Source organism: Mycobacterium sp. 5-140-3-2 (assembly GCF_035666375.1).
In the GTDB taxonomy this organism is placed as follows: domain Bacteria; phylum Actinomycetota; class Actinomycetes; order Mycobacteriales; family Mycobacteriaceae; genus Mycobacterium; species Mycobacterium intracellulare.
Genome location: NZ_CP142025.1, coordinates 2667826 through 2681076 on the forward strand (window position 1 = coordinate 2667826; position 13251 = coordinate 2681076).

General features: G+C 68.4%; 14 protein-coding genes and 1 pseudogene. 7 read left to right on the forward strand and 8 right to left on the reverse strand.

The window, feature by feature from the left end; translation table 11 throughout:
• Positions 1-16 precede the first annotated feature (16 nt).
• On the reverse strand, positions 17-919 hold the full coding sequence (locus tag P6281_RS12570) for an NAD-dependent epimerase/dehydratase family protein (protein WP_014382565.1): 903 nt from the start codon (positions 917-919) through the stop codon (positions 17-19).
• Between the two features lie 62 nt (positions 920-981).
• Positions 982-2166, reverse strand: a complete 1185-nt coding sequence (locus P6281_RS12575) for an acyl-CoA dehydrogenase family protein (protein ID WP_201358507.1) — start codon at positions 2164-2166, stop codon at positions 982-984.
• A 77-nt stretch (positions 2167-2243) separates the two neighbouring features.
• Here P6281_RS12575 and P6281_RS12580 point away from each other — a divergent pair, with 77 nt between their 5' ends.
• Together P6281_RS12580 and P6281_RS12585 are read left to right on the forward strand one after the other, a co-directional pair.
• On the forward strand, positions 2244-2624 hold the full coding sequence (locus P6281_RS12580) for an NYN domain-containing protein (protein WP_201358522.1): 381 nt from the start codon (positions 2244-2246) through the stop codon (positions 2622-2624).
• A complete protein-coding gene (locus P6281_RS12585) occupies positions 2621-3592 on the forward strand; it encodes an NAD(P)H-dependent flavin oxidoreductase (RefSeq protein ID WP_201358508.1) in 972 nt (323 codons plus the stop codon). The genes P6281_RS12580 and P6281_RS12585 overlap by 4 nt, the downstream gene beginning before the upstream one ends.
• A gap of 12 nt (positions 3593-3604) precedes the next feature.
• On the opposite strand, the gene tpx is transcribed toward P6281_RS12585, so the two are convergent.
• The gene (gene tpx, locus P6281_RS12590; protein WP_009954859.1) at positions 3605-4099 is read right to left on the reverse strand and encodes a thiol peroxidase; all 495 of its coding nucleotides are present in this window, start codon (positions 4097-4099) and stop codon (positions 3605-3607) included.
• Between the two features lie 121 nt (positions 4100-4220).
• Between tpx and P6281_RS12595 the strand changes: the two genes are divergently transcribed.
• Complete coding sequence (locus tag P6281_RS12595; RefSeq protein WP_009954860.1) at positions 4221-5171, forward strand: GlxA family transcriptional regulator; 951 nt, start codon at positions 4221-4223, stop codon at positions 5169-5171.
• Between the two features lie 18 nt (positions 5172-5189).
• Positions 5190-5933 (forward strand): DJ-1/PfpI family protein, encoded by a 744-nt coding sequence (locus P6281_RS12600; RefSeq protein WP_036459034.1) that lies wholly within the window; start codon positions 5190-5192, stop codon positions 5931-5933.
• 25 nt (positions 5934-5958) lie between these two features.
• Here the strand turns inward: P6281_RS12600 and P6281_RS12605 are convergent, their stop codons facing one another.
• On the reverse strand, positions 5959-6633 hold the full coding sequence (locus P6281_RS12605) for a winged helix-turn-helix transcriptional regulator (RefSeq protein ID WP_236600380.1): 675 nt from the start codon (positions 6631-6633) through the stop codon (positions 5959-5961).
• Between the two features lie 113 nt (positions 6634-6746).
• Between P6281_RS12605 and P6281_RS12610 the strand changes: the two genes are divergently transcribed.
• Positions 6747-7154 carry a tautomerase family protein gene (locus tag P6281_RS12610; protein ID WP_201409406.1) on the forward strand — a complete coding sequence of 136 codons (408 nt, stop codon included), beginning with the start codon at positions 6747-6749 and terminating at the stop codon, positions 7152-7154.
• Between the two features lie 153 nt (positions 7155-7307).
• On the opposite strand, the gene P6281_RS12615 is transcribed toward P6281_RS12610, so the two are convergent.
• Positions 7308-7784: a nuclear transport factor 2 family protein gene (locus P6281_RS12615; RefSeq protein WP_201409401.1), complete on the reverse strand. Its 477-nt coding sequence runs from the start codon at positions 7782-7784 to the stop codon at positions 7308-7310.
• A 59-nt stretch (positions 7785-7843) separates the two neighbouring features.
• On the opposite strand from P6281_RS12615, the gene P6281_RS12620 reads away from it, so the two are divergent.
• Positions 7844-8614, forward strand: coding sequence for an SDR family oxidoreductase (locus tag P6281_RS12620; RefSeq protein ID WP_020822552.1), 771 nt, complete (start codon positions 7844-7846; stop codon positions 8612-8614).
• 7 nt (positions 8615-8621) lie between these two features.
• Here P6281_RS12620 and P6281_RS12625 read toward each other — a convergent pair whose 3' ends face one another.
• From P6281_RS12625 to P6281_RS12635, 3 genes are all read right to left on the reverse strand, one after another.
• A complete protein-coding gene (locus P6281_RS12625; RefSeq protein WP_201409400.1) occupies positions 8622-9299 on the reverse strand; it encodes a hypothetical protein in 678 nt (225 codons plus the stop codon).
• 134 nt (positions 9300-9433) lie between these two features.
• Entirely contained in the window at positions 9434-10666 is a 1233-nt protein-coding gene (locus P6281_RS12630; RefSeq protein ID WP_201409399.1) for a serine hydrolase domain-containing protein, read from the reverse strand.
• A gap of 64 nt (positions 10667-10730) precedes the next feature.
• Positions 10731-12575 (reverse strand): fatty acyl-AMP ligase, encoded by a 1845-nt coding sequence (locus tag P6281_RS12635; protein WP_036459042.1) that lies wholly within the window; start codon positions 12573-12575, stop codon positions 10731-10733.
• 199 nt (positions 12576-12774) lie between these two features.
• On the opposite strand from P6281_RS12635, the pseudogene P6281_RS12640 reads away from it, so the two are divergent.
• Positions 12775-13236: pseudogene (locus P6281_RS12640) on the forward strand (SRPBCC family protein); the annotation flags it as partial.
• Between the last annotated feature and the right edge of the window lie 15 nt (positions 13237-13251).

The following is a 13251-nucleotide window of genomic DNA, read 5'->3' on the forward strand; positions in this document are numbered from 1 at the left end:
GGGCTACCGCAATCGGTTAGACGCCGACAAGTTCCGGGTGGAACTTGGCCGCCATGCGGCGAATTCCCTCGCGCCAGTCGACCGTGGTGCTGCCGATGAGCTCGTGCATCCTGTCGACGGTGGTGGGGTTGCCGCGCAGCGCTTGGTCGCTGGGCTCGAAGATCGGCGCTTTGCCGACCAGCGAGCCGAGGTAGTCACACCACTCCTGCAGGCTGACGGTCTGGTCACCGCACCAGTTGACGGTGGTGGCCGGGACCGACGCGACCTGAAGCAGCTTGGGGATGGTGGCGATGATGTCGTCCTCGTGAATCGGGTTGTAGCGGGCGGGTTCGCCGGGCGGCACGGGGATCGGGATGCCGGCCAGCATCATCTCCATGTGGTAGAACGGCCACCCGCCGTTGTCGCCGTAGGGGACGTTGAGCCGGGCGATCGTGGTGGGCAGTCCGATGACACGGGCCACCGAACGGGCGACCACCTCCCCGGCGATTTTGGAGATGGAATAGGTGGGAAACAGCGGCTTGTGGTTGTCCCCCAGGGCGGAGCGCTCGCTGCGGGGGTCGTCGTCCGGGGGGTCGTAGACGGCGGCCGACGAACAATGCAGGAAGGCCTTCGCCTCGCGGCAGTGGGCCATGAGCAGGCCCACCGACTCCGCGTTGGCCGCCAGGTCCTTGTCCCAGCTGCCGCTCTTGGCCACCGCCAAGTTGAGCACGTAATCGAAATCCTTTGGGATACCGTTGAAGTCGCCGGCGGCCAAATTCACTGTCTCGCATCGAATTCCGGCCGCCTCGAGGCCTTGTCGCGCGGCGGGATCGGTGAAGCGGGCGATCCCCCACACTTCGTTGTCGGCCGCGAGCGCCCGGGCGATGGGGGTCGCGATTTGACCGGTTGGACCGGTGATCAGGATCTTCGAGCCGCGCATGGGGGCAATGCTAGCGAGGAGCCGTTGGGCCGTCAGTGGATCCGTCAACGTTCGCCGGCGGATCACAGCCCGGGCTGGTCGTCGATGATGCCCAGCCATATCTGCGCGGCGTCGATGGCCACCTTCTCGCTGATGAAGGCGTGCTGGGTGCCGGTGTAGATGTCACGGAAGGCGCGCTCGAGCCGGCTGCCCTCCCGGATCGAGGTGGTCCCGGCGACGAGATGGGCCCACTCGGCGCAGCTTCGGGCGGTGTCGGTGGCGAAGACGGCGGCCACCCGCATGTCGGCGCGCAGGGCCGGTGTCAGCTCCTCCCCCGAGGCCACCGCCGCCTCGGCGGTGGTGAACGCGTCGAGCACCAGCAGCCGGGCCGCACGCCAGGCCGCGCGGTGATGTGCCAGCCCTTTCTGGAAGGTCGGGCGGCTGGCCAGCGACGCCATGTCACTCATCCGGAATTTCGTCGCGGCCAGCTCCTGAACGTCGTCGAGCATGCTCTTGGCGACGCCCAGGGCCCACGACGCGTGCCCGGCCGCGGTGACGGGCATCAGGCCCATCCGGGTGGCCGGCGACGATCCCCGGTGCGGCTGCCGGGTGAACAGTTCGAACGTGCGGCCTGCCGGGACGAACACGTCGGTGGCGCTGTAGTCGTAGGACCCGGTTCCCTTGAGCCCCTGGACATACCAGCCGTCGTCGAAGCTGATCTCGGAGCGGGGAATGACGGCGACCCGCATCTCGGGGAAACCTTCACTGATCCAGCGCATCTCGCCGTTGTCCATCGGCAGGAACCCGGCGGCAACGTAGTGCGAGTGCCCGATTCCCGAACCGAAGTTCCACGCCCCGGTGACGACGTAGCCGCCGTCGACGGAGGTTCCCTGTCCGTTGGGAAAGAATTGACCGCCCATGGTGACGCGGTTGTCGTGGGCGGTGAACACCTCGGCGAAGCCCTCGTCCGGCAGGTATGCGGCGGCGGCGAAGGACGACGGCAGATTGGCGATCCCCACCCAGCCGAACGAACCGTCCTGCCAAGCCATTTCGATCCAGGTCTCGATCATCTCGGTGAAGGACGGCTCGACGCCGCCGGCGGCGACGGGGTTGAACGCCGACATCAGCCCGCTGGCCCACATCTCGTCGACGATCGCCGGAGTCAGGGTGCGCATGCGTTCGGATTCGGGCGCCTGGGCAGCCACCAGCTCGCGCATGCCGCGCGCGAGCGAGACGACCCGGTCTTCGGTGTCGGCGATCGACGTCATGGGGGTGACCGTATCAACCGGCCATGGCTTTGAGAACGAAAATCGGCCGTCGCGGCACGTCGTTTACGGTGTGGGTTGTGCGCTGGATCGTCGACGGCATGAATGTGATCGGAAGTCGCCCCGACGGTTGGTGGAAGGACCGCGAGGGTGCGATGGTCGCATTGGTGGAGCGCCTGGATCGATGGGCCTCGAGTCAAGGAGAAACGGTGACAGTGGTTTTTGAGCGACCGCCGTCGAGGGTGATCGCGTCGTCGGCGGTCGAGATTGCCCACGCCCCCAGGGCGGCCGCGAACTCGGCCGACGACGAGATCGTCCGGCTGGTCGCGGACGACGCCGCGCCGCGCGACATTCGGGTGGTGACATCCGACCGCGCGCTGACCGAGCGGGTGCGAAGCCTGGGGGCGTCCGTCCATCGGTCGGAAAGCTTTCGCGACCTTGTCGATCCGCGGGACCGATGACCGCCGGCGCGCCGGGTCCCGTACCCAACCGGGTCTGCGCGCTCGCGCGCATCGACATCCCGATCATGCAGGCCCCGATGACCTACATCGCCGGCGCCCAGCTGGCCGCGGCGGTGTCGAACGCCGGGGGCCTCGGCATCATCGAGACCACCTCGGATCAAGGCCGAGCCGACCTGCGGCGGGTGCGCGACCTGACCGACGGTGCCGTGGGCGCCAACATCGCGCTGCTGTTCAACCGTGATCCCGCCATGCTGGATTTACTTGTCGCCAACGACATTCGGTTCGTGACCACCTCGGCCGGGGACCCCGCGCTGTTCACCGATCGGCTGCACGACGCGGGCATCACGGTCTTCCACGTGGTGGGCACGTTGGCCGCGGCCCGCAAGGCCGTCGACGCCGGCGTGGACGGGCTCGTGGTCGAAGGCGTCGAGGGCGGCGGCTTCAAGAACCGCTTCGGCGCCTCCACCATGGTGCTGCTGCCCTTGGTGGCGGCCCACGTCGACGTTCCGATCGTGGCCGCCGGCGGGATCTGCGACGCCCGATCGATGGCGGCCGCTTTCGTCCTGGGCGCCGAAGCGGTGCAGATGGGCACGCGGTTACTCGCCTCGGCGGATTCGCCGGTGCACAGCAATCTCAAGCAAGCGGTCGTCGACGCCGACGAGACGGGCACGGTAATGCTCCCCCTCGACGGCAAACGGATGATGCGCGTCATCCGCACGCCCGCGGCCGAGCGGCTGGACGCCGCGACGTCTGCCGGCGAGGGCGCCGCGGCGCTGCAACGCGTGCAGCGGCTCTATTTCGACGGCGACCTGGACGCCAGCGTCGCCAATACCGGCCAGGTGGCGGGTCGTATCGACGACCTGCCCCCGGCCGCCGACATCATCGATCAGATGTGGAAAGGCTGCCGCGAGGTGCTCGCCGCCACCGCCGACCGCCTCGGGACGGTCGGCGGCGAGGCGCGCGCCTAGCGTGCCGCGAGATCAGCCCGCCGCGGCCAGCGCCGCGTCGTAGTTGGGCTCCTGCGCGATCTCGGGCACCAGTTCGGTGTAGGCGACGTTGCCGTCGGCGCCGATCACCACGATGGCCCGCGCGAGCAGCCCCGCCATCGGGCCGTCGGCGATGGTGACGCCGTAGTCCTCGCCGAAGCTGTCCCGGAACGCCGACGCGGTCTTGACGTTCTCGATGCCCTCGGCGCCACAGAATCGCGCCTGCGCGAACGGCAGATCCTTCGAGACGTTCACGACGGTCGCCCCGCCCCCGGCGGCGCGCTCGTTGAATGTCCGCACACTGGTCGCGCAGACCGGGGTGTCCACGGACGGAAAGATGTTGAGCACCACGGGCTTACCGCCGAACTGCTCGCTGCTGACCGGGGCCAGATCGCCGCCCGTCAGGCTGAAGCCCGGGGCTTTGGATCCGACGGGGGGCAGCTCGCCGACTGTGTTGATCGGGTTTCCACGCAACGTTATCTGTGCCATGCGCACAGTCTGCCAACACTGCCGCGAGCGCGATGGGGCAGGGTGGGCGCAGGCCCGCGTGTCCTAATTGGTGGGGTGCATGGCGTAGACGCCACGCCGTCGCGTGTCCAACACTGGGTTCATGCCTCGCAAGGTGGTGATCGCCGGTTATCCCGGCGTGCAGGCGCTCGATGTGATCGGGCCTCATGACGTCTTCACGACCGCGTCGCTGTTGACGGGCGGCAGCTACGACGTCACCGTCGCCTCGGTCGACGGCCAACCGGTGTCGACGGCTACCGGGCTGGCCTTCGTCGCGGCGCCGTTGCCGGACCCGGGCGACTCGATCGACACGGTCGTGCTGCCCGGAGGCGGCGGCATCGACGCGGCGCGCGCCGATGCCGAGCTCGTCGCCTGGGTCAAGGCCGTCGCCGGACATGCCCGGCGCATGGTGACGGTGTGCACCGGCGCGTTCCTGGCCGCCCAGGCGGGGCTGCTGGACGGGCAGCGGGTGACCACCCACTGGGCCTTCGCCGAGCGGTTGGCGAGCGAGTTCCCCGCCATCGAGGTCGACGCCGACCCGATCTTCGTCCGGAGCTCCGAGACCGTGTGGACCGCGGCGGGGGTCACGGCGGGCATCGACCTTGCGCTCGCGCTGATCGAGGAGGACCACGGCACCGAGGTCGCGCAGACGGTGGCTCGTTGGCTCGTGCTGCATCTGCGCCGCCCCGGCGGGCAGACGCAGTTCGCGGCGCCGGTGTGGATGCCGCGGGCCCGCCGCGACTCGATCCGCGAGGTGCAGGAGACCATCGAGGCCGAACCGGGCGGTTCGCACAGCGTCGACGACCTGGCCCGCCGGGCGGCGATGAGCCCGCGCCACTTCACCCGGGTGTTCACCGCCGAAATCGGCGAGGCGCCCGGCCAGTACGTCGAGCGCATTCGCACCGAGGCCGCGCGCCGGCAGTTGGAGGAGACCGACGACACCGTCGTCGCAATCGCCGCCCGATGCGGCTTCGGAACCGCGGAGACGATGCGCCGCAATTTCCTTCGCCGCGTGGGCATTTCGCCCGACCAGTACCGCAAGGCCTTCGCTTAGCCGGAAAGGACGACACTCATGACCCAAATCGCCTTCGTGGCCTACCCAGGATTCACCGCGCTGGACATGATCGGCCCCTACGAGGTGCTGCGCAACCTGCCGGGCGCGCAGGTGCGGTTCGTCTGGCACGAGGCCGGACCGATCACCGCCGACTCCGGCGTGCTGGTCATCGGCGCCACGCACACCCTGGCCGAAACACCCTCTCCCGACGTGATTCTCGTCCCCGGAGGTCCCTCGACCCCGGTCCATGCCCGCGATGACGCGCTGCTCGACTGGCTGCGCCGCACGCACCAAACCGCGAGCTGGACGACGTCGGTGTGCTCGGGCTCGGTCATCCTGGCCGCAGCGGGCCTGCTCGACGGGCGGCGGGCGACGTCGCACTGGCTGACGATTCCCGCGCTGAAGGCCTTCGGCGCCATCCCCGTGGCCGACGAACGGATCGTGCACCAGGACGACATCGTCACCAGCGCGGGTGTATCCGCCGGCCTCGACCTCGCGCTGTGGCTGGCCGGACAGATCGGTGGCGAAAACCGCGCCAAAGCAATCCAACTCGCGCTCGAATACGACCCGCAGCCGCCGTTCGACTCGGGCCACATGTCGAAGGCGTCTGCGACCACGAAGGCCGCGGCGACGGCGCTGCTGTCCAAGGACAGCGTGAAGCCCGCCAACGTCAAGGCCACGACGTTGCTGGCCTGGGAGCAGGCGCTGGGTAGGGTCCGGTCGCGGCGGCGCAGGCGCCAGCCGGTTCGTTTCCCCGCCTAGCACCGCCGACTGCGCGCCGTGAGCTTCACGCGTCAGGCGCAGGTTCGGCAGGAGCCGGCAAGGGAAACAGGCGCCGGAACCTCTCCACGACGGCGCGGTCGCCGACGATGCGTAGCGACCCGTCCTCGACCGTCGCGTCGAGCCCATTGTCGGTGCGGAGCAGCGACAGGAGCGTGGCCTGATCGGTTACCAGGGTGGCGTCCGGGTGATCGTCCTCGCCGCGCGTGAGGCTGAGCTCGCCGCCGGTGATGCGGAGCCGAAAGGGTTGACCGCTCAGATGGATTGCGATTGTCGCGTCCAACCCGGCTGCGGCTCGTCGGTCGAAAAGGGCTGTCAGGGAAAGCATCAGGGAGTCGACGCTCAGCGGAGCGTCGTAAGGCATGGACGGTGAGCGGCTGGCCCAGCGGGCCAGCCCGAGCACGGTCGGCGCCAATTCGGCCCCCCACGGCGTCAATTCGTAGACCCAGGACGCGCTGGGCGGGTTGAGCCGACGCCGGAGCACGACTTGCGCGTCGGTGAGCTCGCGCAATCGCTGGGTAAGCATGTCCGGACTGGCGCCGGGCAAGCCGGCCAGCAGATCCGTGAAACGTTTTGGGCCGAGCAGCAGCTCGCGAACCACCAACAACGCCCAACGCTCACCGACCAAATCCAGCGCGTGGGCCACCGCGCACCCGGTGTCGTACCTGCGTTTCCCTGCCATGAACGGCAGTCTACCAGTGCTAATTGGATTACCCAAGTTCATACTTGGAAATTCCAAGTAATCGGATTAGCATCGAACGTGTCCACCCGGACGACCATCAAGGAGAGGGAGTCATGCCCGTATTCACCGTTGACGCACCGATCGGTGCGCCACCGAACGCCAAGCAAAAAATGCTGAAGGAGATCACCGACGCGCTCGATGAGGCCTATCCCATCCCCGATACCCGCGGATGGCTGCGGGAGTACCCGGCTGACAACGTGTCCCAAGATGGTCGCGTGCGAGCCGAGCCGATCCGCCCGGTGGTTTCCTTGGAAGCGCCCGAACTGGCGAACCTCGACGCCAAGAGGAAGTTGGTGCAAAAGATCGAGTCGGCCGTCGGCGCGGCCTACGACGGCATCGCCAACATCGACGAAGTTCTCGTGTTGATCAATCACTACCCGTTACGCGACGTCGGCTGGCGGGGCAGCCTTCAATCCGACAAGCCGGAAATCGTTGAAGCGGTCGCCGCGCTGAACCGCTGAGATCCCGCACGGCAGCGGACTCGCCGATCGGCTTGGACCGGGGTGCAGACGCGGTGCTCTGGTCCAAGCCGGTACGGTGCGCGGGGACGCCGGTCGGCGTCAGCTTTTCGAAATGCTTTGGCGCGCAGTATGGTTGGAGCTTAGGTCGGGACGTTAAGCGTTGGGCTGCAGGATCTCGGTCGTGGCGAGCTGCCCGCCGGCCTGCATCCACGCCGCGACGACACCGGGCGCATCACGGTCGGGGTTGTAGATGTCCTCCTCGCTGGAGAACAGGCCGTTCCCGGCATAGTCCAGCCGGGTCCAGTTGGGGAACCAGAACGGTTCGCCGTCCGGATCGGTGGGATGGTCCAGCAGGTTCTTGATCATGACGACGACGGCGTCGTTGTCCTCATCGTGGGCGATCCAGTCGTTGGGAAAGCGCATGTGCGGAAACGGCGCCATCACCGCGACGATCCAGTCCCGGACCGCCTCGCGCCCGTGGAAGACGCCGTAGTGATGCTCGGTGTAGACGACGTCTTCGGTGAACAGATCCGCGAAGGGACGCCAGTCGCCCGACGCGCTGCACCCCTCGACGACCTTGGTGTAGTTCTCGACGGCTTTGTCGATTTCTGCCCTGGTGAATTTGCCCATAGCGGACACACTAGAACGTGTTTCGGTTTCGGGTTGCCCGTTGCGAATAGGGTTATCGAATGAACGTGTGGGACCTGTTCGACTTGCGCGGCAAGCGCGCGTTGGTGACCGGGGCGTCAAGCGGCATCGGCAAGAAGGTGGCCCAGGCGTATCTGCAAGCCGGCGCCCAGGTGGCCCTTGCGGCACGGAATTTCGAAGCCTTGCAACGCGTCGCCGCCGAGCTGGCCGCGGACGGGGAGGGCAACGTGGTGCCGATCCGTTGCGACGTGACCCAACCGGACCAGGTGGGCACCATGGTGGACCGGGTGACCGCGGAGTTGGGCGGCATCGACGTCGCCGTGTGCAACGCCGGGATCATCGCCGTCACCCCGATGCTGGAGATGTCGCCGGAGGAGTTCCAGCGCATCCAGGACACCAACGTGACCGGAGTCTTTCTCACCGCCCAGGCGGCGGCCCGGGCGATGGTCCGCCAGGGACACGGTGGCGCCATCATCACCACCGCCTCGATGTCCGGCCACATCATCAACGTCCCGCAGCAGGTCGGCCACTACTGCGCCTCCAAGGCGGCCGTCATCCACCTGACCAAGGCGATGGCCGTCGAATTCGCGCCCCACAACATTCGGGTCAACAGCGTCAGCCCCGGCTACATCCTCACCGAGCTCGTCGAGCCCCTCGAGGAGTATCACCGCCTGTGGGAGCCCAAGATTCCGCTCGGCCGCATCGGCCGGCCCGAGGAACTCACCGGCCTCTACCTGTACCTGGCCAGCGAGGCGTCCAGCTACATGACCGGTTCGGACCTCGTGATCGACGGCGGATACAGCTGCCCGTAGCGCTTCGTCACCGCTCGATCTCGCCGGAGATCCCGCGTTCGATCTTCGCCTGCGCAGTGGACGGCAGCACCAAAATGCCGTCGAGTTCGCCGCGGGCAACCTCGTAGGCGCGCTGACGTTCGTGCGCCGCCGCCGCGGGGTCGGCGGCCACCCGAAGCAGACTCTGGGCGCGGGCAATCCGTTGCTGATCCGCCTGGGAAAAATCGTTGCGGCGTCGGCGCATCGCTTCGGCCTCCGCGGCGTTGAACGCGGTCGCGTAATCCTCGACGGCTGCCATGTATTGGGCGGCGGCTTCCCGATCGTCGAGCAGATCTTCGGCCTTGGCGGGCCGCAGGAAGTCGGCGCGGAGTTTGGCCTTGTGGAACGCGACCGTCAGCGCATCGCGCATGTCGGTCATGAGCGGAAAGTCCAGCAGCTTGGCGACGTCGAGTTCGTACTCGAGCCAACGATCATCGGTGCGGTTGTGCTCGTCGAGGACGCGCCGGATCGCGCGCCACTGGGCCGCGTGGTTGTTGGCGGCGGCCCCGCCGGCGGGCGCGTCGGGCAGTGGCGCCCGGTCGGCTTCCCGCGGCTGCTCGCCGGCGCGCCGCCGGTAGGCACCGAACGCGCGCGCCGCGGCCACGATCGCGCCCGTCAGCGGCAGGATCACGATCAGCAGCTCCGCCAACCGGAATAGCAAGCCCACATGGCCAGGATGCCATCAGGACGGTCGGTGTTCGGTCACTCTGCGGGCGCACCCGCCGCCGAGCGTGGGGACTACGGACGAATCCGGTGCGGTTCGCGTCCCTGGGGCCCACACTCGACGCCGCACGAATCCGGTCAACTCTGTGGGCGCGCCCCGAGCACATCGCGAAACAACGCCTGCCGCAACGCGAGTTCACGGGGGTCGCTCCACAGGTGAAACCCGAGCCGGTTCATGACGTAGGCGAAGCCGATGCCGGTGTCGGGGTCCGCACATCCGAAGGAGCCGCCGAAGCCGGGGGTGCCGAAGGCCTTGTCCGATGAACCGAATGTGAAGTGCGGCACCGGCTTACAGAAGCCGAGCGAATACGCCACGTCTACGTGCATCACCTTGTCGCGCATGCCCTGACTCGGCGAGATCGCCGGCGCCGCCAGGGACTCGAGCGTGGCGGCGCTCAGCCCCACCTCGGCGCCTCCGGCGGCGGCGCTGCCGTACATGCGCGCCACCGATCTGGCGGTTCCGATGCCGTTGACCGACGGGATCTCGACCGCCCGGACGTCGTCGCGGTTGTAGTCGCCGTTGAACGCGTTGACCCCCCGTGGGACCCCGACGGTGCGTGCCGTCAGGCCGACGGGATTGAGCGAGGCGCCGACGAACCCGGGGGGCATCACGCCCAGGTGCAGAAGTGTTTCCGCCCGCACCCAATTGTGGACGTGGGCGACTCGCGTGCGGTCGACCGAGTCCGGCAGGCCGATGTGCAGGTCGAGTCCTGAAGGCGTGACGATCTCGTCGGCCAGGAATCGGCCCAGGGTGCGGCCGGCGGGGTCGGTGCGGCGGATCAATTCGGATTCGTACCAGCCCAGCGTGATCGCGTGGTATCCGTGCCGGGTGCCCGGTCGCCACGCCGGTGTCTGGGCGGCCAGGATCGCCGACAGCCGCTCCGGGTCGGCCACATCGGCCAGCGTCGGCTTCGGTTTGAGCGCACACAGTCCGGCCTGATGTCCCAGCAGTTGGCGGACCGTGACATTCGCCTTTCCCGACTGGGCGAATTCCGGCCAGTAATCGGCGACCTTGGCGTCATAGGAGATGAGTCCGCGGGACACCGCCACCGCCACGACGAGGGCGGCCACCCCTTTGGTCGTGGAGAACATGTTCACCATCGTGTCGGGCCGCCACGGATCCTTGGTCAATCCGTTCCGGTACCCGCCCCACAGGTCGACCACCTTGGCGCCGTCGCGGTAGACGGCGACGGCCGCGCCGACTTCCGCGCCGCCGCGAAGAGTCGCGCGGAAAGCGTCGGCCACCTTGCCGTAGCCGGCATCCACGTCGCCGCCGATCAAGTCCGGCGACACCGTCATCTTGAGAACCATCTGGCGCCTCCGAGTGGAGATTAGCCAGCCAGGTGCGCACGCGGGGCCGGTTTGGGCGCCCCGGTCAGTGGGCGCTTAGGCCGCCACGGAGGTATTCGGCGCGGCATGCCCGACGGGCCAGTTTGCCGCTGGTGGTCCGCGGGATGGCGCCGGCCGGCAGCAGGCGCACGTCGGAGATTGTCAGGCCGTGTCGCCGCGAGACCGCCTCGTGGATCGCCTCGATCGCCGGCTGTGGGTCCTGACGGCTGGTGCCGGCGGCACGTTCGGCGACGACGACGAGCCGGTCGGCGCCCGGGTTGTTTTCGGCCGGTACGGAAAACGCCGTCACGTATCCGCGCCGAATCATCGGGGACGCTTCGGCGACGGTGGCCTCGATGTCGTGCGGATAGTGGTTGCGGCCCTCGATCGTGATGAGGTCCGCCATCCGCCCCGTCACGTACAGCTCGCCGTCGAGGTACAGGCCCAGATCGCCGGTGCGCAACCACGAGCGTTGGAGATCGGCGCCGTGAGCATGGCTGCCGTCGGTCAGTCGCGATCGCAGTTCGGCGCCGAACGCCAGCCGAGTCGCCTCGGGCAGGGCCCAGTATCCGCGACCAATGTTGTTGCCCTGCAACCAGATTTCGCCCACCTGACCGTCGGGCAATTCGGCTGCTTTGCCGGGGTCGACGATCACGGCCCATTCGCTACGTGCCACCTGGCCACAGGACACCTGAGCGACGGCGTTGGGAGCGTCCGCGGGAACGCGGACCGCGTGCCCGGCGCCCAGCTGTTCGCGGTCGAAGTACACCGCCGTCGCTTCCGCCGTTGGGGCGATGGTCGCGACGAGCAGCGTCCCCTCGGCGATGCCGTAGGACGGTTTGAACGCGGTGCGGGGCAACCCGTATGGCGCGAACGCCTTGTTGAAGGTCCTGATCGCGTCGATGCTGACCGGTTCGGAACCGATGATCATCACCACGTTGCGCAGATCGATGTCCTCGCCGCCGGTGGGCAGGCCGCGCTGTGCCGCCCACTCGTAGGCGAAGTTTGGCGCGGCGGTGACGACGTTGCCCTGCCGCGAGCCGTCGGACAGCGCCTGGATCCACCGCAATGGCCGGCGCACGAACGCGGCCGGAGACATCAGGGTGGAATGGCCGCCGTAGACGGCGGGAAAGCCGATCATCGACAAACCCATGTCGTGGTAGAGCGGTAACCAGCTGACGCCGTGGGTGTTTCGGTCCAAGAGGTCGATCGACAGGATCATCTGCACCAGGTTGGTGCCGACGGCGCGGTGGGTGATCTCCACGCCGACCGGCGGCCGGGTGGATCCCGACGTGTACTGCAGGTGCGACACGTCGTCCATGCCGAGCTCGGTCGCCTCGAACGACTCGCCGGCCGAATCGGGGATCTGGTCGATGGCGATCACTTCCGCCCGGCCCAGGTGGGGGTGGTCGGCCAGGAATTTCGCGACCGCGCCGTGCGCGGCGGTGGTCGTGAGCAGGGCCGTGGGCTCCGAGTCGCGCAACGCGGTATCCAGGCGCTCGGCGTGCCCGGGCAATTCCGGGGCGAACAGCGGGACCGCGATGGCTCCGGCCTTGACGGCCGCGTAGAACCCGGCGACGTAGTCGATGCCCTGCGGCGCGAGGACCGCGACGCGCTCGCCACGGCTCGCGACTTGCTGGATGCGCGCGCCGATGGCTTCCAGCCGGACACCGAACTGGGTCCAGGTCACCTCGTCGGCCTTGCCATCCCCCGGGCCGCTGTAATCGAGGTAGCGATAGGCGACGGCGTCACCGACGTTGGCGATGTTGCGGTCGATCAGGGATATCAGGTTGACGCCGGGTGGCAGCGCGATACCCCCGTCGCCGTCCAGGCAGTCCTCGATTCGGAGCAGCCCGGGGACACCGGCGTCGCGCCGGGAACCGTGATCCATGCCGCCAGTCTAGGCAAGCCGATCAGGCGGGCCCTACGCCGACGAATGGGGAAACGCCAAGAGCGGCGGCCGCATTCGCTCATTCCGTGAGGTGTAGGTGGCCCCGTGGCCGGGTCCTGGTCGGGCGGGCGGTAGCCTACCGGCGAGCGGCGTCCAGGGCCATCGAAGGCCGTAGGGTTTGCTATCACCAGGAGTTGTCATGTCGGGCCGGAAGTTCTCCTTCGAAATCACCCGTACCAGCAGCGCACCCGCCGAGACGCTGTTTCGGCTCGTCGCTGATGGCGCCAACTGGTCGCAGTGGGCCAAGCCAATCGTGTTGCGCTCGAGTTGGGCCCGCGAGGGCGATCCCGCACCGGGCGGGGTCGGGGCCATCCGCAAGGTGGGCATGTGGCCCGTCTTCGTGCAGGAGGAGACCGTCGCGTACGAACCGGACCGCCGCCACGCCTACAAGCTGGTGGGGCCGCCTACCCCGGCCAAGGACTACGCCGGCGAGGTGGTCTTCACGCCGAATGCGGCCGGCGGCACTAACATCCGCTGGACCGGCTCATTCACCGAGGGCGTTCGCGGAACCGGCCCGGTGATGCGCGCCGCGATGGGCGGGGCGGTGCGGTTCTTCTCCGGCCGCTTGGTGGAAGGCGGCCGAGCGCGAGTCGAACGCCGGGCGTTAGTCAGCGCG